This is a genomic window from Endozoicomonas euniceicola (assembly GCF_025562755.1).
In the GTDB taxonomy this organism is placed as follows: Bacteria; Pseudomonadota; Gammaproteobacteria; order Pseudomonadales; family Endozoicomonadaceae; genus Endozoicomonas_A; species Endozoicomonas_A euniceicola.
Window position 1 is genome coordinate 5,570,541 of sequence record NZ_CP103300.1, and the last position, 23,484, is coordinate 5,594,024.

A 23,484-nucleotide genomic window follows, 5' to 3' on the forward strand; every position below is an offset into this window, starting at 1 on the left:
GTTTTTCTAATCTGCCTTGTAAAGTCGCCGTCTTTATAAAATTCTAATGGATTTAAAGTCCTTTTTTTAATTCGAAAATATTATTTAAGTTTATTGTCCGCCAACTGTAGGATACCGAGCCTTCAGGCTGTGTGCCTGACACTTTTTTTCATTTGAGAGAGCTCAAAAACGAAATAATTCAACGAGCATAAAACCCAGACTAAAAGTTGGAGTTGGAATAATGAAACAAGTTCAGGTGTTTAAAAAAACACTGCTTTCTTTAGCCGTAGTTTCGGCATTTGGTGGTTACGGGATATCTATAACTCAAGCTGCATCACAAGGAGGCACTAACTCTCAGAGCGCTTCGACCCCCTCGACCCCTTTGAACTCTCAGAGCACTAAGAGCCCTCAGGTCTCAACGGGCTCACAGAGTACGTCTGCGCCAGCACAACAGCCAAAGTCGTTCAACCCAACTACTTTTGTGCAGGGTAACGATAATGAAATTAATGAACACCTTGTGCTGCTGAAAGACAAAATTAGTGCATTAACTGGCAATAACCGACAAACTATAGGGATTAAAAGTTTATGCCAGGCTCATCTTGCTAATTTGCAGAGGGTAGGCAATGAAATTGCGGACTTAAATAATCAGTTGGTGAATGCTAAGGCCGAAGTGGCAAACCTGAATGATGCAAATAATCAGCTAAAAACAGATTCTGTGAAAAAAGCTGACGCTAAAGCTGTTCTTGATATAGAAAACAAAATTAAAGAATCTGAAGAAAGTGTGAAAAAGGCCAGGCAGGAACTGGTGGCATTTGCAGAATTAAATCAAGACGAATTGGGGCTTAGAGGTAGCTTTGTACCGGCAGTCATTCAAAACGCTGCCATGGCAAACAGTGTACCCGGGGTGGTTCGTCGGGAGAAAAATGCTGAGCCAGCAGAGAAAGTTGACTTTGCTGTTTTACGTAAGGCATCTGAAGGTATCACCGTTGATGCTGCGAAATTAGGTCTTGATGTTGCTACTTCAGTGCAAGGTATAGGAGAGGGCGATTTTGAATACAAGGCAAGGATCGCAGAGGCCAGGAAGAAGCTGGACACTATCTCGCCGGATGACTTCAAAAAGATGTTCCTGGTAAAAGACGCCAAGGCCAAGGATCCAAGTCAGGCAAAATATGTTGTTCCTGACGTGATCAGGCTTAAAGGCTATGACTTGCGTCATCCTGAGCTTTACAGCGCCTTTATGGATCGTGTTAGCAAGGATGTTCCTGAGCTTTTTGATGCTGCAGCAACAGGGTCGGATGTGGTATTTACAGGAGGAACAGTAGAGCTGGATGGTTTAAAAGTCAGCCCGACAACTCCATTGCCGGGGGTTCACTTTTCTGACCCCGGTAGTGAAGCAGGTGATCCTCTTGGTACTTATGTTATCGCAAAAGGCGGTGATGTTTATCAGCTGTCAGTCGGTGAAGTGAAGCCGGTAGATACCTTCATGGTCGAGAATTCTAAATTTCATGCAGAAGGAGTAGTGCGTGCGTCTAAGGTTTCGATCAAGGGTTCTGAGGTTGCCGGTTATCATAATACGCCCGATTTTGGAGAAACCGCTCTGCAAGTTGTTGCGGCTGCTTATAAAGATACCGCTATAAGGGGTAATCCATCACAAAGTGCAGCAGGATCAGTCATTGCTCGTAAGCGGACGGTTGCGAATTTTGAGGGACTCAAGAATAGTAATCTGAAAGTCGAGGGTTTTCAGGATGTCACCATTACATCCTCTAACCTCAAGTCTGATGGTCTTGGTGTAGCCGGCCGAGGAGGTGTTGGTGCAGAAAATATGACGATTAAGGACTCTATCGTTAATATGGCCTCTAAAACAGAAATTATTGCTCAGAATCTGGTTGTTGAAGGTGAGTCAACTATTAGCGTTAAAGAAGCTCAACCTGGTAAAAAAGAAGTAGATGATCTCACGACTATCCGTGGCGCAAACCTGAAAAAAACCTTTATTGAGACAACAACAGATAAGAATGGACAGCAGACAGCCAAAGAGGTGGAGGATAATGCGGTAGATACCTTCAAAGTTGGTAAGGGTTCTAAAGTCTGGGCTAATGTTGATGACTACGAGGAAGGAACTGTTGCTGGCACTTTGATTTCTGAGCATATTGGCTCTGATTCTGATACGGGTCGGATCAACAAGCTGGTTCTGGAGCAGGGAGCTGATCTTCGCAAGTATTCCAAAACTGGTAAGACCATCTATGGTAGTAAAGAACTTGATTTGACTGTTGGTAACGGTACGACCGTTATTCACGATGTTAATGGCTTCCATAGCATTGTTCTTGATGGTGGTTTGCTGGAAGGTGATCTGACTGGTTCTGGTTCGATTCCCGCTCCACCACCTCCCGGCGGAAAAGCCTTTGAAGGTTCTACCGTTGAGATGAAGTCCGGTACTTATCAGGGCGGAAGTGTGACGAATATGAAGTCATTTACCATTTCCGGACCGGTTCACCTGATGCCTGGTAAGAGCAAGCTGGGTAAAGTGGATCCCGCCAGCGGCAAAGTTGATGAAACGGATGTCAAGGAAGTTGTCATTAAAGGCAGGGTTGATGTTAAGAGTGGTGTTGTATTTGACATTGCAAAATCTAATCTGGACAAAAACAAATCACCAGTACAAGTAGAAGGTGATGTAACCTTCGAGAAGGGAAGTGGTCTGGCTGCCGTCGTTGACTTCACTTCAGGCGAAGCTAATCCAACAGTTGCCTACATGAACATTACAGGCGGTGCTCTGAAGCTCAAGGGTGACAACAGAGTTTATCTGCGACCTGATAAACTGAATGATAAGCAAACTTATAAAATATCAAAGGATTTGTACGATGAGTACAAAAAGGATCCGACAGGTAGCTATGACTTGAATGTTGTTGAATACCAGTCCATGGAAGGAAAGTTTGAGGCGCCTGTCAGCGAGTATCCACTGATCAATGTGTCCTCAGTTCCTGTGATTACTCCCTTAAGCTCTCCTGGCTCCTATCAAATCAAGTTGAGATTCAACTCTGATCCTCGGAGTGCTTTCCGTTCAGTCTTTGGTCTGAGCCAGAACGATGCTGAAGTGGCGTCTGCTGCCTTACTGTCTTCTCTGCAAGCAACAAGTGAAGAGGCCGGTAGTGCGATATTTGGTGCTATTCAGAAAGCCGGTTACCAGAAAACCGCTTCAGAGAACCAGTGGGACCCACATGTGGGTATGGGAATGGCTGCGGTGACAGTTACCCGGAAGGTTAATCAGTCCATCAGTCGCCACCTGAACAGGCATCGTACCGGTATTGCTACTGGTGACATGTTTGAGTCAAAAGGCTTCTGGGGTGAATACTTCTACAGTAACGGTGATATGGATGACGATCGTGAAGTCCGGGGATTCGAGAACAAGGTGAGTGGTATTAACCTTGGTCTTGATGCGTTACTGAATGACCAGATGACCGTTGGTTTTGCCTTCACCTACGGTGATGTAAAAACGGAAACCAATAATTCCGGTCGTGAAGCCGATGGTGATACCTTTATGGGTACTTTCTACACCGGCTGGACCATGGACAACTACTTCTTCGATACCATGTGGAGCTATGGGCGTGGCAATATCGATATGAAGCGGAAGACAAGTCTGGGAACCTATAAGACTGATACCAAGAGTGACACTCTGGGGGCTCGTCTGGTCGGTGGTTACAACTATCAGTACAACCAGTGGCTGATTCAACCTCAGGTAGAATTTAACTATGCCAAAGTTAAATTCGATGACTTCAAGGAAAAGCTGGATCAAGGTCCGCTCCCACAATCGGTGAAACTGGATGACTTTGAAGTCATGGAGTTGGGTGCAGGTTTGAAGCTTATGGCTGAACATGACGTTTCTAACGGCATGCTGAAGCCAGAGTTCACCTTGATGGCTTATCGCGATTTTAAGGATGATAAGCCTGAAGTGCAGGGTACCTACCTGATTGGCGGCGGAACTTATCGCGTTGTCGGCAAAGATCGTGACCAGACCCGCGTTCTGGCAGGTGTTGGTGTGAAATATGAAATGAACAACAACCTGACTCTGGGTCTTAACTACGATTACAACTGGCAGGGTGACTACAAAGCCCATGGTATTGTAGGAAGCGTCCGTTACGACTTCTGATTTAAAGCTGACTGTTTATGGTCAGTTACAATTTAACCACCAGTGTCTGTAACAAGACCTGAACTTCATGCCCTGCTTTTGCGGGGCTTTTTTTTGGTTCGCCGAGAGTTAGAAATAGATAGGTCTGTCAGATATTTTCGATAAAAATCAGATGATTGTAATAATAACCGTTGACTCGTTTCGGTGAAATCTCTATAGTTCGCCTCCGTTGACGCAGGGCGCTCGTAGCTCAGCTGGATAGAGTACCTGGCTACGAACCAGGCGGTCGGAGGTTCGAATCCTCCCGAGCGCGCCACACTTTTTAATAAAGTGTTCTGATAAGTGTTTGAAAGTTAACGACAGTTGTTGTTAATATTGAGGCGTTGATTGGTGAGGTGGCCGAGAGGCTGAAGGCGCTCCCCTGCTAAGGGAGTATACGGTTTGTAGCCGTATCGAGGGTTCGAATCCCTCCCTCACCGCCATACAGCTCAATGAACGAAATGTGCTAAAAGTTTTGCGCGCTCGTAGCTCAGCTGGATAGAGTACCTGGCTACGAACCAGGCGGTCGGAGGTTCGAATCCTCCCGAGCGCGCCATATTAAAAAGCTCTGCTAAGGAATTAGCAGGGCTTTTTTCGTTTGCCAGAAATTTGCTGACCAGCGTGGGAATGCCCATGGTTGAGTTCATTTCTTACTCCAATAATGTTCGTAATCAAAAACAGCTATCAATGTGAAAAGTTTTTGCTGTTGTCAGCTAACCGGTTGCGCATTGATACAAGGATACCGGGAGTGCCTGGGGGGAAACCGTGTCATTCGGTTACTTTTAACTCATCAGGTTGTGGTTTTTGGCGATGGGCGTTTTAAAGGTAGATGATACTATGAGCTCTGGGTTTTACGGCTGCCTCTTGGTGGGCAGTGCCACGACCGGTAACGGTGGGAGAGTGGCTCGATATCGTGGTAGGTATCGAGCTACCCTTTGCAACCGGCTTTGTTTATTTTAAACCGTTCCTATATGATACCCTTCGCTCGTTTATTGTTGTGACTGCTGTTCCTGTGTCACTGGTGTTATTACCTCTTTGTGGTCTGCACCGATGATTGCACGAAAGATGACGAGAGAGCAGGGGGGTAATCACCCTCTGTGGAGCCTGTTGGCCAGTTGTTCTACAGAAGCTGCGTAATTATCAAGCATTGTCTCCTGGTGGCGGCCGTACATCATGTGTCTGACAAATGTGTTGTCAATCTGTGTCACAAAATCCGGGTTGGTCATTTTGTTTGCGACCATCTGGCAAAGCTCGGTGCGTAACCGCACCGCAGTTTTATTATCTATAGTATTGGTTCTGGCTGACTGGTAGATATCGGCCAGAGCCTGTTTGAAATCATCCGGAGTTTGCGCCACCTTCATCGAGAGTTTGAGTGGTTGGTATGTTGCAGGCATTCCCTCCATGTCTTTCAGAAAGTTCTCCATCCTGTTTGGCATGCTCTTGACAATCTTTTTGTAGTGCGAGCCATTTGCTGTGTTTTGCTGCGGTTTTGTCTGAGTTCCTGCAATAGCTTCCTGTTTTTGTTGTTGTGGGGGAGTTGGGTGTCTGGTTGTATCAGATTGCTGTTCTGCCTTTTTGTGTTCTGCTTTTTGCTGTTTGATAGCTTTTTTATCTGCTGCCTGTTGTTTTTTCTGTTCTTTCTTTTGTTTTATCTTGTCTTGCTTTCTATTGTTTTCCTGGTGCCTGGCTGCATCCAGGTTCTTTCTGGCGTTCTCTAACTCTCTTTTTAGCTGTGGCAGCTTATTATCCTTGATGTTTGTCTGTATGTTCCTGACATTGCTTCTGAACTCGACACCCATATCGACTTTATTTTTGAGTGCTTTGCTTTCAGCTGTAGCCAGCTTATCCGCATTGCTTAAAGTCGATTTTGCAATCGATACTTGCTTTTCCAGAAAGTTTACAATGACCTTGTGTGCTTTTGACGAGGTTGCACTTTCGTCGAGACTGGCATTTAACTTCGCAACATTTCTTTTTAGCTTTGTGTGTTTGTTGTTGAGTTCCGATGTCTGTTTGTTTTTGTAGTTAAAAAACGCCAGCTTTGCTTTTGCGTTTTTTAATTTGAACTCTGTCATTGAGAGGGTTTTTCTGGCGGTCAGGGCTTTTCCTTTTGCCCTCATTAGTGTGTCCCGGGAAGGGGGCGGCTGGGTGTTTTTCATCTCCTTGATAAGGTCGTGAAGGTCGCTAACCGCTGATCTGGCACTTTTAACCTGTGCTTTCAGAGTTTGTATCTGGCTTTTGTGTTCGGAGGCAGTATCTTTTTCCTGCACTTCAATGGATTCATGATGTATTTTCCCAAGCCTGTTATTCAGTTCATCTAACTTGCTGGTAAATTGCTGCTCCCGGGAGGTGGATTGAGCGTTTGGCAGGGTGTTTGGCTCCGGGCGTGGCAGCATGGTTTTTACCTGATCCTCAGGCAGTTTGTCTGTTTGTCGCTGGCTCAGTGTTTTAGACTGTGCTGAATCTGAGGGAGGTGGTGCCGGGCGCTTGATGCGTTTGCCATTTGTGGGGCGCACGTGTCGGTTTATTGAAGGTGCATGAACATTTTTTGCCGGTGAAGGCGATACGTCAGGGCTTAAACCTTGAGCGCCTGGCGAAATGCCCCCTGATTGAATGGTTTGTGCCATATCGGTATGTAACCTAATGATATTAAAGATATTCTTTTAAGACTCCTATATAGGATAGCAACAGGGCTTGATTGCCCTGTGTGCTAAGGTGGCTCTATTCGACAGTGGCTTCTGATTCGGTACCAGGTTTTAGCTTGTCTTTATCCAGGCAAAGAATGGCAATTCCTGACTTTTTTTCTGTTCTGACAGTGGTCACAAACAGTGCGCATTTCTGTGCGGTGTCATGGGTTGTTAGTGGGTCGAAAAATGGGTAGGTGGTATCTGAAATAAACTGTGAGTTGGCGGGTGGAACTTCTAATAACGAGGTTTTACCGGGCTGATCAATGGCATTGGATGAAAACTCGTCAGTGCTGAAGTTCTTGTACAAATCAGTTTTATATAAGAAAAGCTGGTTTCTGGGGCCCGGATTAAAGGCTCTGGACTGAGCTATGTCACCAATAAAATAGAGCTGTTTATTGTCGCCATTAAATGTCTGCAAGGTGTTTTTTGTCCACGGATTGTCAAAAACAGACAATGGGCTGCAGTTAATTCTATCCGGGTAAATACCGCACTTCAGGATCACTGAGTAAGCGAAACCATTAAGTTTTGCAAATCCGGGAGGTGCTTTTTCTTTGGCACTGCTGCCGGAAAAATTAATGCGCGTGCGCAGATGAGCCATTATCAGGTCAGGATTGCTATTGTAGAAAATAATATCCGGCTGGAGCGTGACGTAGTTGCTGGAATTCATAATGCTGTCAGACCGGAAGGTTTTTTCTTCCCAGGTCATAGGGAAAACTTTAAAATTGCTGAATGCTCTTGAAATGCTGGTTTTCAATTCACTCAGGGCATTGCTGCTATCTTTTTGTTGATCGTACTGTTTTATTGCACTTTTAATCTGCGGTACCCAGTTGGCCTTTTTCATATAAGTTGCGGTACTGACTTCATGATTTTTTGAGCCGACTTTCTGTTGCTGTTGCCACTCTCGTCCCCCTAAAATTAAATGATCACCGCGAACTTGCCAGAAGACCTCGGGGAAAACATTGTTGGAGTTCGAAAATGAAATGTCATCCATGTCTGTCCAATGGCTTAACTCACCGGATTCCTGTTCTTTTTTCATACTCAGTCCGACACCGCAGTATATAAGATCACGTTTTTTCACAGATTCTGGTGTTGAGCTCTCTGCAGGGCTGCTGGCTACAAAACTCACAGTGTCAGGAGCGCAGGACTTTCTTCCAATGACAAAGCTGTAATTTTCGTATCGGATTAAAACAGGGTCTATCAGCTTGCTACTATGAACCTTTGATGGTTTAAGGTTTATGTCAACAGGCATAGGGTCAGAGCGGGTAGTGGGGTCTATTTCTGTTGAGACCTCAAAAGCGTAACCTTTTCCGGCAAAGTGATCTTCATTGCGTCCCTGAAGATAGTAAGTCACTGAGCATTGTAGATGCCCCGTTACTCCGGAAGACGGTCTGCAGTTGATTTGTGCAGCGTGCATATCCTTTGTGGTGTTGCTGCTATTCGAGAAGTCCGCAGCCTCCTCAGGCTCTGAAGGGTAGTAGAGAAACCATTGCTTCTTTATGATCTCCGGATTGATTATAAGGTCAGAAGGAAAAAGGTCTTTGTCATTGGTGAATTTTACCTCTGCCTGCCCCCGGGCACTGATAAAACCCAGGAGTAGAAACAGGTAGATAATCAGGGAAAGGTTTTTTTGCCGGTTCATTGCGGGAGTCTCTCTTTAATTTACATTGTTGCCATTTGGCCACTTTTCAGGCCAGTCCTGAATGAGTGAGCGTCTAAGTTCCGCCTGTTCTTCCCGGCTCATCCGGGAAAATTCTTTGTTCTGTTTTTCTGCCTCTCTGCTATAAAGCTGCCACATCCAGGCAGTGTTTAAAGGGTTTGGAAGGAGAATATAGTCGTTGCCGAACTGGGATGCCGCACTGGCTGCCGATGCTTTCAGGCGTGGATCAAGTTGTTGTTCTGCCAGGCTGAAGTCCGACAGCAGGTCGCCAATCATCAATACAACGTCGTGTTTTTTCGTGTCGACCCTGCCATTCTGGATGGCGGCTCGCTTCACCTCATTGCTGCACGGTTGTTTGTGGCGGGCAGAGCAATACTCTTCCTGCAGTAATACATGCTGCTGGTCAGCATAGGGAAAATGAAAGTCTGAAAGCTTTTTAATCGTAGCGTTTTCTATATCGGCGTCTTTATTATCCGGGGTTTTTGCAGGCAGGCGTGAAGAGACGTAAAAGATTTCATAACCTTTCTGGCTGGCAGAGTTCAGAAACTCAGCCGCACCCGGAATCGGTCTGGAATACTGGTACTCTGTCTGAAGTTCGCTGGGGGCAGGTGTTTGATCCGGTGTATCTGTAAGGTTGGCTGGGGTGGTACTGAAATCAAGCACTGTCCCTTCAATATCGGCAATGATGACCGGATTGTTGTAACGGTTGGCGGGTATTTTGTTAATCAGCTGCTCAGCCCTGTTGTACGCCTGGTAACACAGGGCGGTGAAGTCCGCTGAGGTGTGTGTCCAGACAGTGGCGAGGGTCAGCTGCTGGGCGAAGTCTTTGTCAGCAATGGTATTGAAGCGGGTGTCGCGCAAGGCTGAAAGGCGATAGTCGTGTTTTTTCTGAGGTGTCGTCTTGCTATAACCGGGGGCCAGTGAATCTTCCCAGGCGCCGTAGACCGTATTGGGAAAAAGATACCAGTCATTGCCAAAGTGGGCTTTGTTATCAATGACCCACTGGCGTCGTAGCCGGTAGTCGTTGTCAGGGGCTTCGCCAAGATCGGACAGCTGATCGCCAAAGGCCATGAGAATATGGTAGCCCTTGTCGCGGATGAATTGTCGCTTGCCTTCTTTACTGAGGGTGGTATTCGTTGTTCCCTGTAGCAGAATATGATCTTTGTCGAAGACCGGGAACCCGAACTCTTTAAGTTTATTGAACGTTGCATCTTTAACTTCATTGAAGCGCCCGCTGATATAGAAGACTTCAATGCCCTGCTTGTACAGGTCATTGAAAAAACTAACAGCTCCCGGGAGTGCATGGGTTGTCTGGGTGTTCCACCATCGGATAGAGCGTTCTGTGCTGCGGCTCTGATCAGTACCTTGCAGGCTGGTGAAATAAGCAGTGCCGTCAATCAGGGTATCGTCAATATCAGTGACGACAGCGAGTTTCTTGCCTTCAGGTGCTTTCTGGATGGCTGCTGGCAGGTTTTGCCGGGCTATGTTGAAGACCTGGTAGAGCAGGGCATCGTATTCCGGGGCATGTTGTTGCCAGTTACCGGCAATAACGATTTCTTCATTCAGGTTTTTTTGAGAGTATTCGCTGCTCTGAGCTGACCCGCACAGGCAGGACAGAACTGCATAGAGCAATAAAGCAGTGGCTGTTCTGGTGTTGTGCCTTGCGTTCAGCCATATGGTAAGCATAAGGGCCTCGACAGTTTTGATTCATTTGCAATGAGTGTTAGATGAATAAAACTAGTCGAGGTTCCTGAATCAGTAATGTATTCGGTTGATTTTTCTGATTTTCCCTGATTAACGCTGGGCGTGAAAAGCTTTGCCGCTCACACCCAGACTGTCTTTGCCTATCAGATAAAGGTACAGAGGCATAATTTCTTCAGGGGGGGCGCTGGCGTCAGACGCTTCCGCAGGAAAAGCGGTGGCGCGCATGGCGGTTCGTGTAGCGCCGGGATTCAGGCTGTTAATACGCACTTGACTGATGCCATCTTCTTCATCGGCTAAAGTCTGCATCAACCCCTCTGTGGCAAATTTGGAAACGCTGTACGCACCCCAGTTAGCACGACCTTCGTGGCCAACGGTTGAAGAGGTAAAGATAACTGAGGCTTGTTCAGCGGTGCGCAGTAATGGCAGCAACTCTCTGGTTAGCAGGAAAGGTGCGTTGAGATTGACCTGCATCACCCGGTGCCAGGTTTCTGCGTCATACTGGGCAATCGGTTTAAGTTCGCCAAGCAGGCCAGCGTTGTTTAGTAAGCCGTCCAGGTGGCCAAACTCCCGTTCCAGTGTGGCGGCAAGACTGGCATAGTCCTGTTCACGGGCACCTTCGAGGTTCATTGGGTAAATAGCAGCCTGGGGCCAGCCGTTGTTTTCGATTTCGTCGTATACGGCTTCCAGTTTACTGATAGTCCGCCCCAGAAGAATGACCGTAGCACCGTGCCTGGCATAAGTCAGAGCCGCTGTCCGGCCTATGCCGCTGCCAGCGCCGGTAACCAGTATGACTTTGTTCTGTAGCAGGTCGGCAGGCGCGTCGTAATTAAACATCTGCAGTAACTCCGGGGTGGGGTGAGCGATGGCGTGGAATGTGCCACTTATGGTTATTGAGCCAGGGTAATAGCTGGTCAGCCCGCTGGATATCCAGGTCGGCCTGCCAGCTGAACGGTTGCTCCTGCGGTGTGATGTAGCCGTAATGAGCAGTGACGGTAAACATGCCAGCGCGCCTGCCTGCAATAATGTCCCGTTCGTGGTCGCCTACATAAATAGTGGCTTCCGGTGCACATTTAGCCTGCTTGCTGGCCAGTAAAAGGGCCTCGGGGGATGGTTTGGCCTGGCTGACATTCTCCGGGCAGATCAGCGTGTGGCAGCGGTGCGTCAGCTGACTCTGTTCAACCAGTATATGCGCGTAAGGTTCGGGCTTGTTGGTGACAATACCCCAGGGAATGTCTTTGTTATCCAGTTCGTCCAGAAGAGCAGGCATGCCCGGGTAAAGTTGTGCCGGGTTGCTGCGGTCAGCCTGTTTAATCAGCCGGTCGTAGTGGTCCAGCAACCGGTTGCGCTGAAACTCGACTTCGTCAGAGCCTGGCTCCAGCTGATAGGCCAGCTGTACCAGTCGGCGCGAGCCGGCTGAGACGTTGTCGCGTATGATTCTGGCGTCCAGTAGCGGTAGCTGGTCGTCGGTCTGCATCTGGTGAACAACCGTCACAAAGTCGCTGGCGGTGTCCATCAATGTTCCGTCAAGGTCAAACAATACGCCTTCAATGGCATATTCAGAGTGTGGCATGGTGGCTCCGGTTGTCATTAAGCGGTTGTCATTAAGCAGTTGCCATTAAGCAGGTTTGCTGCCGTGCATCAGGTAGTTAACATCCGTGTCGCCGTCTTTTAACCGATAAACTTTTGTCAATGGGTTGTATACCATGCCTGTGATGTGGTGCAGCTGCAATTGCGCTTTTCGCATCCAGGCATGGAGTTCTGACGGCTTAATAAACTTACCGTGTTCGTGAGTACCTTTAGGCAGCAGGTTCAGCACGTATTCTGCCCCGACAATGGCAAACAGCCAGGCTTTGGGTGTGCGGTTGATGGTGGCAAAGAAAATCTGGCCGCCGGGTTTCAGCAGCTTATTGCAGGCACGAATCACTGAGCCGGGGTCCGGAACATGCTCCAGCATTTCCAGGCAGGTGACCACATCAAAGGTGCCGGGTATTTCGTCAGCCAGTTCTTCTACGGTGACTTTGCGGTAGGTAACGGGGACGTGGCTATCCAAACTGTGCAGGCGTGCTACGGAAAGCGGTGCTTCCCCCATATCGATGCCGGTAACGTCAGCGCCGCGCAGTGCCATGGACTCGCTGAGTATGCCGCCTCCGCAGCCAACGTCCAGAACTTTTTTACCCGCCAGTCCTGTTCGCTCGTCGATATAATTCAAACGCAGTGGGTTAATTTCATGTAACGGTTTGAACTCTCCTTCTTTATCCCACCAGCGGCTGGCGAGTTCTTCAAACTTGGCGATCTCGGCTGGATCAACATTGTTTGGAGAAGGATTTGGAGAATGGGTGGCTGAGGTGGTTGTGCGGTGATCTGAAGAAGGATGCGTCATAATATTCCGGGTCCCGGCCTTATCGCTATTCTCTCGGCTCTGCGCAACGTTCCGCGGAGCATCATTATTTATGTTTGAGGGATTATACCTGCGCAGGTGCAATAGTCCATGTGCTGACGAGTGCAACAGGCCATGCAAATATCATGGTCATGATATTGCCTCACATGATTCATCAGATACCGTGTTTTCCCGTATCGGAATAGAAAACAATACATTATTTTTATTTGAAGACTGTCCTGAGGAGGGTTTAACTCGCAGTTTCAGGCAGGCCTGTGGTATTATTTCGGTTTTATTGACACCAAATTTTGTTGCCGGTCATCCAGGTCGGGTTTTGTTTTAGAAACCCCGATGGCCGAATGAATCAGAACCAGAGTGCCGACAGAATCGCAGAACTGCACCGTTTTATCGTGATACCTCTCTTAATTGATAAACAGTTAGGTAAAAAGCAGGGTAAACATCTGGCTAAGCAGTTTTCATCTATCGACCTCAGGGTTTCAAGTCTGCCGCACATAAAGCCTCTTTCACTCAACAGCTCTGAGCTGTCGGGTGAGTTGGGTTCGGAATGGATGCCAACAGGTGACAGGCAGGCGCAAGCAAAAGGACGACTGGGTTTCCATGACAGATATCGCTAAAGAGATTCTTCCGGTAAACATCGAAGACGAACTCAAGCAGTCCTACCTGGACTACGCCATGAGTGTTATCGTCGGGCGAGCCTTGCCTGATGTACGTGACGGCCTTAAGCCCGTACACAGGCGCGTACTGTTCGCGATGAACGAACTGGGCAACGACTGGAACAAGCCCTACAAAAAATCCGCCCGTGTGGTGGGTGACGTAATTGGTAAATACCACCCACACGGTGACAGTGCGGTATACGACACTATCGTTCGTATGGCCCAGCCATTTTCCATGCGTTATATGCTGGTGGATGGTCAGGGTAACTTTGGTTCCGTTGATGGCGACTCCGCAGCGGCCATGCGTTATACGGAAATCCGTATGCAGAAGATCAGTCATGACATCATGGCCGATCTCGATAAGGAAACCGTTGATTACGTACCTAACTACGATGGCAGTGAACAGATTCCTGCTGTTATGCCAACCCGTATCCCGAGCCTGCTGGTCAATGGTTCTGCGGGTATCGCCGTGGGTATGGCGACCAATATTCCACCCCACAACCTGACTGAAGTGATCAATGGCTGCCTGGCTCTGATTGATGACGAAACGCTGTCGGTTGATGACCTGATGCAGTACATCCCGGGCCCTGATTTCCCAACGGCAGCCATTATCAATGGTCGTGCCGGGATTCTTCAGGCTTACCGTACGGGTCGGGGACGGATTTATATTCGCGCCCGCGCGGATATTGAACATGATGAAAAACGCAATAAAAGCACCATCATCATTACCGAACTTCCATACCAGCTGAACAAGGCACGTCTGATCGAAAAGATTGCCGAGCTGGTAAAAGACAAGAAAATTGAAGGCATCAGCGAACTGCGCGATGAGTCCGACAAGGACGGTATGCGCGTTGTGATTGAACTGCGTCGGGGTGAAAACGCTGATGTGGTTTTGAATAATCTGTACGCTCAGACCCAGCTGGAATCCGTGTTTGGCATTAACACGGTGGCTCTGGTCGACGGTCAGCCGAAGATTCTGAACCTGAAAGAGCTGCTGGAAGCCTTTATTCGCCATCGCCGCGAAGTGGTCACCCGTCGTACCGTTTATGAACTGCGTAAGGCGCGGGAACGGGGTCATCTGGTAGAAGGCCTGGCGGTGGCGCTGTCCAATATCGACCCGATGATCGAGATGATCAAGTCTTCGCCCACCTCTGCTGAAGCCCAGGAAAAACTGATGGCGCAAGGCTGGGAGCCGGGTTATATGATGGAGATGGCAGAGCGTGCGGGTTCCGACGCCTGTCGCCCTGAAGACCTGCCTGAACAGTTCGGTCTGCGTGATGGTCAGTACTATCTGTCTCCGGCTCAGGCCAAGGCGATTCTGGAAATGCGTCTGCACCGCCTGACCGGTCTGGAAATCGAAAAGCTGCTGGCTGAATATCGCGACCTGATCGAAAAAATTGCTGAACTGTTGCATATTCTTGCCAGTCCGGCTCGTCTGCTGGAAGTGATTCGTGAAGAACTGGAGAAGGTGAAAGAAGAGTATGGCGACGAGCGTCGTACCGAAATCACCAGCTCCCGTCGTGACCTGACCGTTGAAGACCTGATCGACGAAGAAGACATGGTGGTGACCCTGTCTCACGGTGGTTACGCGAAAACAACGACGCTGGACACCTATCAGGCTCAGCGTCGTGGTGGCCGTGGTAAATCAGCGGCTTCCGTGAAGGAAGAAGATTACGTTGAACACATGCTGGTAGCGAACACCCATACCCAGATACTGTGTTTCTCCAGTAAGGGTAAGGTGTACTGGCTCAAGGTGTACCAGATTCCGGAAGCGGGTCGCACGTCCCGAGGTCGCCCGATTGTGAATATTCTGCCGCTGGAGGAAGGTGAGCGCATTACCGCGATGCTGCCTGTGGAAGAATACACTGAGGGTCATTATGTCTTTATGGCAACGACCCAGGGAACGGTGAAAAAGACACCGCTGGAACAGTTCTCCCGTCCACGCAGCAGCGGCCTGATCGCACTGGGTCTGGAAGAGGGTGATACGCTGGTAGGGGCTCAGATTACCGATGGTGAAAAGCAGGTTATGCTGCTGTCCAACGCGGGTAAAGCCATACGGTTTGAAGAGACCGATGTTCGCCAGATGGGTCGTACAGCCCGTGGTGTGCGGGGTATGAAACTTCAGGATGGTCAGCGGGTGATTTCCCTGATTATTCCGGAAGAGGGTGCGCAGATTCTGACGGCCAGTGAAAATGGCTTTGGCAAGCGTACCTGTCTTGAGGACTTCCGAATCACCGGTCGTGGCGGTCAGGGTGTGATCTCCATGCAGTGTACGGACCGGAACGGTCATATCATTGGTGCGATTCAGGTGCAGGACGGTGAAGAGGTGATGCTGATCTCTGATCAGGGAACTCTGGTTCGTACCCGTATCGATGAAATTTCTGTGATGAGCCGTAATACTCAGGGTGTTACCCTGATTAAGGTTCAGGAAGGCGAGAAGCTTGTAGGTGTTGCCAGGGTTGAAGAGCCCGAAGAGGGGGACGCCTTACAGGAAGCCGGGGAAGAGGCTGAAGTCGAGACAGATAGTAGTGCTACTGACACTGACACTGCCGAAGTCAACGCTACTGAGCAGAATGACTGAAGGGTCTGATTGAATAAAACGCCAGCACTATACGCTGGCGTTTTTGTCTGTCGCTGCAGGAGAGGTGGCGGATACTATTGCCAGAGATGGCATTCAGTCTGGAGGGTTAATTGTGAATGATATTATTGGTCCTATAGCGATGGATAAACAGGTTTTCAACTTTTCTGCGGGCCCTGCGCCTATTCCGAGGGAGGTGCTGGAACAGGCACGGGAAGAGCTCCTCGACTTCGATGGGTTGGGTGCTTCGGTGATGGAGATCAGTCATCGTAGTAAAGCGTTTATCAGGGTGGCAGACGAGTCTGAGAAGGACTTGCGTGAACTGATGAATATTCCTGCCAATTATAAGGTGTTGTTTCTGCAAGGTGGTGCCAGGGGGCAGTTTGCAGCGGTTCCCCTGAATCTGAAAGGCAATAAAGAGAGTGCGGATTATGTGAACAGTGGCTACTGGGCGCAGTCAGCGATTAAAGAAGCCCAGCGCTATCTGAATATCAACGTCATTGCCGATGGCAAGTTATCCGGATTCCGGCAGATGCCTTCCCAGGAGCAGTGGCACTTCAGCAGTGATGCCGCTTATGTTCATTACACGCCAAACGAGACCATTGGTGGTCTTGAGTTTCCTTTTATTCCCGAGACCGGCGATGTGCCGCTGGTGGCGGATATGTCTTCAAACATTCTGTCGCGGCCCATTGATGTCAGTAAATTTGGCGTGATTTATGCGGGTGCGCAAAAGAACATTGGGCCGGCTGGCCTGACCGTGGCGATTGTTCGTGATGACCTTCTGGAGTACCGATCTTCAGCCTGTCCCGCGGTCTGGGATTATGCGACTCAGGCAGACAAGGACTCCATGTATAACACGCCCCCAACTTTTGCCTGGTATCTGGCCGGGCTGGTGTTTAAATGGCTGAAGCGACAGGGCGGGCTGGCAGAGATGGACAAGATTAATGAGCGTAAAGCCCGCAAGTTGTATGGTCAGATAGAAAGTACCGGGTTTTACCGCAATAATATTGATCCATGCTGGTGTTCGCGCATGAATGTGCCGTTTACCCTGGCCGATCCGGAGCTGGATTCTGTTTTTCTGGCTGAGGCTGAGAAAGAAGGGTTTATGTTCCTGAAAGGGCATAGGGCCGTAGGCGGTATGAGAGCCAGTATCTATAATGCGGTTCCGGAAACTCATGTTGATGCGCTGGTTGATTTTATGCAGGAATTTGAACGGCGTTATGGTTAGCCCGGCGTGAATATTTAACCGACTTTCAGGTGGCGGCAACCGGATTACCTGAAAGTCTTGATTGCAGTATAAAGAGCTGAGAATAACTATGACAGACGACAAGCTGACAGGGCTGCGCAAGAGTATTGATAAGCTTGATAGTGAGATCCTGAAGCTGATCAGTGACAGGGCCAAATGTGCTCAGGAAGTGGCGCAGGTTAAGCAGCAGGAAGGCAGGGATGCTGTCTATTATCGCCCGGAGCGTGAAGCGCAGGTTCTGCGTCGTGTAATGGAGCGTAACGACGGGCCTCTGGGCGATGAAGAAATGGCACGTCTGTTTCGGGAAATTATGTCCGCCTGCCTGGCTCTGGAAGAGCCTGTGAAGGTAGCGTTCCTGGGACCTGGAGGTACCTTTACACAACAGGCGGCGATTAAGCACTTTGGGCATTCGGCCGTTTGTGTCCCCATGTCGGCCATTGACGAAGTGTTTCGTGAGGTGACTGCCGGTGCGGTTAATTATGGCGTAGTACCGGTTGAAAACTCTACGGAAGGTGTCGTCAGTCATACGCTCGACAGCTTTATGGATTCTAATCTGAAAATCTGTGGTGAAGTGGTGTTGCGGATTCATCAGCATCTGCTGGTGTCAGAGAATACCCGCCGGGATCATATTACCCGTATCTATTCCCATGCCCAGTCACTGGCTCAGTGCCGTAAGTGGCTGGATGCCCACTGGCCAATGGCAGAGCGTGTCGCCGTTAACTCCAATGCTGAAGCTGCCCGCAGAATTAAGGGCGAGTGGAATTCGGCGGCCATTGCTGGCGATATGGCAGCGGAAATATACGGCCTGGAAAAGATTGCTGAGAAGATTGAGGATCAGCCTGACAACTCAACCCGTTTCCTGATTATTGGCAATCAGGAGGTGCAGATCAGCGGTGCTGATAAAACGTCCATCGTCGTCAGTATGCGCAATCAGCCTGGTGCTCTGCACTCCATTCTGGAGGTCTTTCAGGTACATAATATCGATCTGACCCGCATTGAGACACGACCTTCCCGCAGTGGAACCTGGAACTATGTGTTCTTTATTGATTTTTCCGGGCATATTGATGACCCGGTGATCAGAATTGTGCTGGAAAGGTTGGGTGAGCGGGCCAATGACCTGAGGGTGCTTGGCTCTTATCCTAAGGGTGTGCTGTAGAGTTGTACTAAGCTGTCAACTCAATATCAAACTCTGACTGTGATGATTATGAATCTGTCCGGATCTTTTTTCAGGCTCTTTATCTTCCTGACTTTGTTAATAAAGCATCCGGAGTCTCTACTGGCAAATACAGATTTGTCAGCTTCATATAATGCGTCGGAAGTCTTTAACGGTCTGGTGGAAGCAGATTCTGAGCAGAAAAAGGAAGTGAGTGCTGGTTTGGATGGAAGTGGCTGGAAGTATCTTGGCTTCATACCCTTTCCCAATAACGACTCGTCTGTACTTATGCAGCAGCGGGCAATAGCCTCATTTGCTTTTAGCAGCTTCCTTTTCATTCGGGCAATGACTGGCAGCAGAGATGCGCCTTCATTGATGAACGCTCTGATAACCGGGCCTTCCGGTATCTATTATTATGTCCATCAGAATAAAACCGTGACGGATATTGTGACGGGGCCTTCTGTCACTGATTATCAGCTGGAGAATATTATCCCGCTGGTGCTTTACGGTTATGGTGGTTACGAAATGATGGTGTCGCTATATAAGCGTGACTGGCTCTTCGCTTTGCATGGCTCTGTTCTTGTGGCTGGATGTGCAGCCTCTCACAACGCTGGTAAAATGCAGCTGTCCATGTTTGCACAGGTTGTAGAGTTATCCCAGATTTTTTACCATCTGGGGTTGGTGCACAAACGGTATTATGGACTCAACAAGCCCTCACCTTACTTTTTTATCCTGTTTACAGGTGCCTTTTTTGCCACTCGCTGGGTCATACTGCCCTACGAATACGCAAAGTTTATCCGGGGTTCTTATCTGAACGAAGATAATTACCAGCAAGAGCCCGCAATGATAAATACTATTGCTGTTGGTGGGGCGTTGATTAATGTTCTGAATCTTTACTGGGGGATTAGGATTGTCTCTAAAATAAGAGAAATTCTGTTTCAGTAATTTATAACAGTCTGTTGTACAACAACATAACAGGTGATTTATGGGATGTGATTTAGTCGAGCTGGCGGTTTCAGGTGTAAGGTCGCTGAGTCCTTATTTGCCTGGTAAGCCTGTGGAGGAACTGGCAAGAGAGCAGGGGCTTGATGTCAATGCTATTGTCAAGCTGGCCAGTAATGAGAACCCGCTGGGTCCGGCACCGTCTTCGCTGGATGCCATTGAGCGAAACCTGTCTGAGCTGGCCCGTTATCCGGATGGTAATCTGTTTAACCTGCGTGACGCCTTAAGTCAGAAACTGGCGGTTCAGCCTGAACAGATTACCTTCGGGAATGGCTCAAACGATGTGCTAGTGCTTCTGGCTCAGTCCTGGTTAAAGCCCGGAGTCTCAGCCGTCTTTTCACAGTATGCCTTTGTCGTTTATTCGATTGCAGTCAAAGCCGCAGGTGCAGAGAGTATTGTCGTGCCTGCCAGAAACTGGGGACATGATCTGGATGCCATGGCTGATGCGGTGCGGGACGATACCCGTATGATTTTTCTGGCCAATCCGAATAATCCCACCGGAACGGCATTCTCCCGTGATGAGCTGACAGGCTTTCTGGATAAGGTGCGCAGTGATGTGATTGTGGTGCTGGATGAGGCGTATTTTGAGTACGTGCAGGACGAAGAGTATCCGGATGGTATCGCTCTGCTGAAGCAGTATCCAAACCTGGTGGTCACCCGAACCTTTTCCAAAGCCTATGGCCTGGCGGGAAGCCGGGTAGGTTATGCGGTTTCCAGTGTTGAGATCGCAGGCCTCCTTAATAAACTGCGACAGCCGTTTAATGTCAATAACCTGGCTGAATGCGCCGCTGTTGCGGTTCTGAATGATGATGAGTATCTGGAACGTTCCCGCGCTGTGAATAAAGAGGGTTTGCAAACGGTTGCGGCTGGTCTGCGGGCCATGGGGTTTGAGTATATTCCCTCCATGGGTAACTTTATTACCTTTGATACCGGTGGTGATGCCCTGGTGTATTACCAGAAGCTGCTGGAAAAAGGGGTGATTGTCCGTCCGGTTGCTAATTACGGAATGCCGGGGCATTTGCGGGTGTCGATTGGTTTGTCGGAAGAAAATGAACGTTTCCTGCAGGCTTTGGAAGAAGTAAAAAAAGTGGTGTAGTAGTGAATGATCAGGGATTGCAAATAAACAGAATCCGGATGCTGGTTGTTGGTCTGGGGCTGATTGGCGGCTCGTTTGCGGCAGCGCTGAAAGAGAAAGGGATTTGTCATGAGGTGGCAGGTTATGATCGCAGCCGGGATTCTGTTGAGATAGCCTTTGAGAATGGTCTGATTGACCGCCCCTGTTATGATTTGTCCGACGGGATTGCCAGTGCTGATGTGGTTATGCTGGCCGTTCCCATGTTGGCAATGCCGGCAGTGCTTCAGCAGCTTGTGGATGTGCCGCTTGCAGGCAAAGTAGTTACCGATGTGGGCAGCTGTAAAGGCTCGCTGGTTGAGTCTGCACGGCAGTTGTTTGGTGAAGTGCCTGCCAGTCTGGTTCCGGGACATCCTATTGCCGGTTCTGAAAAAAGTGGTGTGACAGCCGCCAGGTCTGATCTTTTTAATGGTCATAAAGTCATACTGACCCCGCTGCCGCATACTGACATTCATGCTACCGCCTTGATTAAGGCGCTTTGGCAAGCCTGTGGTGCGCATGTTGATAGTATGGAGGTTGGGCATCACGATGAGGTGCTGGCGCTGACCAGCCACCTGCCTCATTTTCTGGCGTTCTCTCTGGTGGATACTCTGGCCGGTAATCGGGAGAATCAGGATATATTTCGTTATGCGGCCGGAGGCTTCCGGGACTTTACGCGGATTGCCGGCAGTGACCCGACCATGTGGCACGATATTGCCCTGGGTAATCGGGACGCTGTTTTAAAGGCGCTGGATCGTTTCACAGAAGGTCTTGAAGGGCTTCGAAACGCCATAAGAAATGAAGATAGTCAGCACATGCAGGGTATTTTGGAACGGGCCTCCACGGCTCGACGACACTTTACCAGTATGCTGGAGAGAAGAGCCTATATGACTTCGTTGAATGACACTGAAACTATGAATGAAGCACAACAAACCTTTGTTGCCCAGCCGAGTGGCAAAGTGACCGGAGAGCTGCGGGTTCCCGGTGATAAGTCTGTTTCCCATCGTTCCATTATGATGGGTGCTTTGGCAGAAGGCGAAACCACTGTTGATGGTTTTCTGGAAGGTGAAGATGCCATGGCAACGTTACAGGCCTTCCGTGATATGGGGGTGGATATTGAAGGTCCGCACGATGGCCGGGTCACTATTCACGGCGTGGGGATGCACGGGCTGCAACAACCGACAGGGCCTCTCTATCTGGGTAATGCCGGTACGGCTATGCGTCTTATGGCCGGGCTGATGGCCGCGCAGTCTTTTGATGTCACCCTGACGGGCGATACGTCTTTATCCGGGCGTCCCATGAACCGGGTGGTTAAGCCTCTCACCGAAATGGGGGCAAGCATTGAAACCGCGGAGGGTGGGCGTCCACCGCTGGTGATTAAAGGTGGTCAGGCACTGAAAGGTATTCATTATGACTTACCGGTAGCCTCTGCACAGGTGCAGTCCTGTCTGCTGCTGGCGGGTCTTTACGCTGAAGGGGAGACGTCTACGGTCGCTCCGGGAATTGTCCGTGATCATACGAATCGCATGTTATCCGGGTTCGGGTATCCTGTGGCGGTGGATGGCGACCGGGTGGCAGTACAGGGCGGACATAAACTGACAGCGACCCGAATTGACGTGCCCGCCGACATTTCATCTGCGGCTTTTTTTCTCGTAGCAGCCAGTATTGCGGAAGGTTCCGACCTGACCCTTCCTCATGTTGGCATCAATCCAACCCGAACGGGTGTATTGGATATTCTGCGCCTTATGGGGGCTGATATTACCCTCTCCAACGAAAAGCTGGTGGGCGGTGAGCCTGTTGCGGATATTCGTGTTCGTCATGCGGCTTTGCAAGGCATTGAGATTCCTGAGCATCTGGTGCCTCTGGCGATTGATGAGTTCCCGGTACTGTTTGTCGCGGCAGCCTGTGCTGAAGGTGAAACTATTCTGCGCGGCGCTAAAGAGCTGCGGGTCAAGGAAAGTGACCGGATTCAGGCTATGGCCGATGGCTTACAGGTGCTGGGCATTGATGCGGAAGCATTGCCGGATGGTATGATTGTCAAAGGCGGTAAGCCGTTTATGGCAGGTACGGTAGAGAGCCATGGTGATCACCGCATTGCCATGGCCTTTGCAGTGGCTTCATTGCGGGCGCAGGGCGTAATCCGTATTAAAGACTGTGCCAATGTTGCCACCTCATTCCCGAATTTTGTCAGGCTGGCCAGTCATGCTGGTCTGAATTTATCTGTTGAAGGACAAGACGAGTGAGTAACTCTGAAAACCCTGAGCTGGGCGTACAGGATTCTGATCAGAACTCTGACCAAAACTCTGGCGATAAGGCCTACAAGGCGGATGCACCCGTGGTGACCATTGATGGTCCCAGTGGTTCAGGTAAAGGTACGGTCGCCGCTCTGCTCGCTAAGGAGCTGGGTTGGCACCTGCTTGATAGTGGCGCTCTGTATCGCCTGACAGCGCTTGCGGCCATCAATCATGGTGTTGATTTTGCCGACGAGTCTTCTCTTGAGGTGCTGGCTGGTCATCTTGATGTTCAGTTTGAGCCGGGACAGGATGGAGAGGGCATGACCATTATCCTTGAAGGTGAAACCGTAGGTGCTAATCTGCGAACTGAAGAAGTGGGTGCCAAAGCGTCGAAAGTAGCGACTCTGCCAAGGGTTCGTGCTGCCTTGCTGAAGCGTCAGCGTGACTTTGCTCACGGGGCAGGGCTGGTGGCTGATGGTCGTGATATGGGAACGGTTGTGTTCCCTGCCGCGGACTTCAAGGTTTACCTGACAGCGAGTGCCGAAGAGCGGGCAAAACGTCGACAAAACCAGTTGCAACTGAAAGGGATTGATGCTAGTTTTGATCAGCTTTTAGCTGACATTCAGGCACGGGATGAACGTGACATGGGTCGTAAGGTGGCTCCGCTCAAACCGGCTGAAGATGCACTGCAACTGGATAGCACCCGCCTGACCATTCAGGAAGTATTTAGTCGTATACTCGATGGTATGCGAAACAAAGGTCTTATCTGAAGCTTTGCTGTGAATTGGCTTTGAACTAAGCATTAGATAATAACGACAGGCTGTCTGGCAAAGTCAGACAGCCTGTTATTTTTCCAATACAGGCAACCGGTTGTTGTCTGTATTAACCCCAAAGAGTCCGGAATTGGCTGAACGCCAGTGCTTCCA

Annotated in this window: 15 protein-coding genes and 3 tRNA genes; 12 read left to right on the forward strand and 6 right to left on the reverse strand. The window is 49.4% G+C overall.

Going from position 1 to position 23,484, the window contains the following annotated elements:
- The first annotated feature begins 220 nt into the window (after positions 1 to 220).
- The 4 genes from NX720_RS22650 (at position 221) to NX720_RS22665 (ending at position 4,694) form a co-directional block, all read left to right on the forward strand.
- On the forward strand, positions 221 to 4,120 hold the full coding sequence (locus NX720_RS22650; protein ID WP_262597715.1) for an autotransporter domain-containing protein: 3,900 nt from the start codon (positions 221 to 223) through the stop codon (positions 4,118 to 4,120).
- A gap of 218 nt (positions 4,121 to 4,338) precedes the next feature.
- Positions 4,339 to 4,415 (forward strand) — tRNA-Arg (locus NX720_RS22655).
- A gap of 73 nt (positions 4,416 to 4,488) precedes the next feature.
- A tRNA-Ser gene (locus tag NX720_RS22660) sits at positions 4,489 to 4,581 on the forward strand.
- A 36-nt stretch (positions 4,582 to 4,617) separates the two neighbouring features.
- Positions 4,618 to 4,694: transfer RNA gene (locus tag NX720_RS22665), tRNA-Arg, on the forward strand.
- A 532-nt stretch (positions 4,695 to 5,226) separates the two neighbouring features.
- Here NX720_RS22665 and NX720_RS22670 read toward each other — a convergent pair.
- The 6 genes from NX720_RS22670 to ubiG form a co-directional block, all read right to left on the reverse strand.
- The gene (locus NX720_RS22670; RefSeq protein WP_262597717.1) at positions 5,227 to 6,762 is read right to left on the reverse strand and encodes a hypothetical protein; all 1,536 of its coding nucleotides are present in this window, start codon (positions 6,760 to 6,762) and stop codon (positions 5,227 to 5,229) included.
- Between the two features lie 94 nt (positions 6,763 to 6,856).
- Positions 6,857 to 8,461, reverse strand: a complete 1,605-nt coding sequence (locus tag NX720_RS22675; RefSeq protein WP_262597719.1) for a hypothetical protein — start codon at positions 8,459 to 8,461, stop codon at positions 6,857 to 6,859.
- 15 nt (positions 8,462 to 8,476) lie between these two features.
- Complete coding sequence (locus NX720_RS22680; protein WP_262597721.1) at positions 8,477 to 10,165, reverse strand: HAD family acid phosphatase; 1,689 nt, start codon at positions 10,163 to 10,165, stop codon at positions 8,477 to 8,479.
- 108 nt (positions 10,166 to 10,273) lie between these two features.
- Positions 10,274 to 11,017 carry a YciK family oxidoreductase gene (locus NX720_RS22685; RefSeq protein ID WP_262597723.1) on the reverse strand — a complete coding sequence of 248 codons (744 nt, stop codon included), beginning with the start codon at positions 11,015 to 11,017 and terminating at the stop codon, positions 10,274 to 10,276.
- Complete coding sequence (locus NX720_RS22690; protein ID WP_262597725.1) at positions 11,010 to 11,753, reverse strand: HAD family hydrolase; 744 nt, start codon at positions 11,751 to 11,753, stop codon at positions 11,010 to 11,012. The genes NX720_RS22685 and NX720_RS22690 overlap by 8 nt, the downstream gene beginning before the upstream one ends.
- Before the next feature lie 45 nt (positions 11,754 to 11,798).
- Positions 11,799 to 12,563 (reverse strand): bifunctional 2-polyprenyl-6-hydroxyphenol methylase/3-demethylubiquinol 3-O-methyltransferase UbiG, encoded by a 765-nt coding sequence (gene ubiG / locus NX720_RS22695; protein ID WP_262597727.1) that lies wholly within the window; start codon positions 12,561 to 12,563, stop codon positions 11,799 to 11,801.
- Between the two features lie 356 nt (positions 12,564 to 12,919).
- Here ubiG and NX720_RS22700 point away from each other — a divergent pair, with 356 nt between their 5' ends.
- The 8 genes from NX720_RS22700 (at position 12,920) to cmk (ending at position 23,328) form a co-directional block, all read left to right on the forward strand.
- Positions 12,920 to 13,195 (forward strand): hypothetical protein, encoded by a 276-nt coding sequence (locus tag NX720_RS22700; protein WP_262597729.1) that lies wholly within the window; start codon positions 12,920 to 12,922, stop codon positions 13,193 to 13,195.
- Positions 13,179 to 15,815, forward strand: coding sequence for a DNA gyrase subunit A (gene gyrA, locus NX720_RS22705; RefSeq protein ID WP_262597731.1), 2,637 nt, complete (start codon positions 13,179 to 13,181; stop codon positions 15,813 to 15,815). The genes NX720_RS22700 and gyrA overlap by 17 nt, the downstream gene beginning before the upstream one ends.
- A gap of 139 nt (positions 15,816 to 15,954) precedes the next feature.
- On the forward strand, positions 15,955 to 17,040 hold the full coding sequence (gene serC / locus NX720_RS22710; RefSeq protein ID WP_262601634.1) for a 3-phosphoserine/phosphohydroxythreonine transaminase: 1,086 nt from the start codon (positions 15,955 to 15,957) through the stop codon (positions 17,038 to 17,040).
- A gap of 88 nt (positions 17,041 to 17,128) precedes the next feature.
- Positions 17,129 to 18,214, forward strand: a complete 1,086-nt coding sequence (pheA, locus tag NX720_RS22715; RefSeq protein WP_262597733.1) for a prephenate dehydratase — start codon at positions 17,129 to 17,131, stop codon at positions 18,212 to 18,214.
- A gap of 48 nt (positions 18,215 to 18,262) precedes the next feature.
- Positions 18,263 to 19,156: a TLC domain-containing protein gene (locus NX720_RS22720; protein WP_262597735.1), complete on the forward strand. Its 894-nt coding sequence runs from the start codon at positions 18,263 to 18,265 to the stop codon at positions 19,154 to 19,156.
- Between the two features lie 40 nt (positions 19,157 to 19,196).
- Positions 19,197 to 20,309: a histidinol-phosphate transaminase gene (gene hisC, locus NX720_RS22725; protein ID WP_262597737.1), complete on the forward strand. Its 1,113-nt coding sequence runs from the start codon at positions 19,197 to 19,199 to the stop codon at positions 20,307 to 20,309.
- A 38-nt stretch (positions 20,310 to 20,347) separates the two neighbouring features.
- Complete coding sequence (locus NX720_RS22730) at positions 20,348 to 22,567, forward strand: bifunctional prephenate dehydrogenase/3-phosphoshikimate 1-carboxyvinyltransferase (protein ID WP_262601635.1); 2,220 nt, start codon at positions 20,348 to 20,350, stop codon at positions 22,565 to 22,567.
- A 92-nt stretch (positions 22,568 to 22,659) separates the two neighbouring features.
- The gene (gene cmk, locus NX720_RS22735) at positions 22,660 to 23,328 is read left to right on the forward strand and encodes a (d)CMP kinase (RefSeq protein ID WP_262601636.1); all 669 of its coding nucleotides are present in this window, start codon (positions 22,660 to 22,662) and stop codon (positions 23,326 to 23,328) included.
- Positions 23,329 to 23,484: the final 156 nt, after the last annotated feature.